This is a genomic window from Flavobacterium salmonis (genome assembly GCF_903819435.1).
Classification (GTDB): domain Bacteria; phylum Bacteroidota; class Bacteroidia; order Flavobacteriales; family Flavobacteriaceae; genus Flavobacterium; species Flavobacterium chungangense.
Map to the genome: position 1 here is coordinate 1 of NZ_CAIJDP010000013.1, position 223 is coordinate 223.

General features: G+C 49.8%; 1 protein-coding gene. It reads left to right on the top strand.

Going from position 1 to position 223, the window contains the following annotated elements; translation table 11 throughout:
* Window positions 1-223: hypothetical protein (locus FLACHUCJ7_RS00065; RefSeq protein ID WP_219634029.1), on the top strand; the 223-nt coding region annotated here is incomplete at both ends.

Consider the following 223-nt stretch of genomic DNA (forward strand, 5'->3'; position numbering starts at 1 on the left):
TACGATCACTATTGATCCAACTGATGATGCGCTGTACGAAGGAAATGAAACAGTAGTCATCGATATCACGAATGTTACAGGAGCTACGGCAGGCAGTACAACTCTGGCAATCGTTACGATCACCGATGACGAGACCACCCCAACGGTAACACTTAGCGGAACAGCTTCAATCGCAGAGAACGCAGCAGGTACCGCTACAATCACCGCTACACTGAGCACGGCT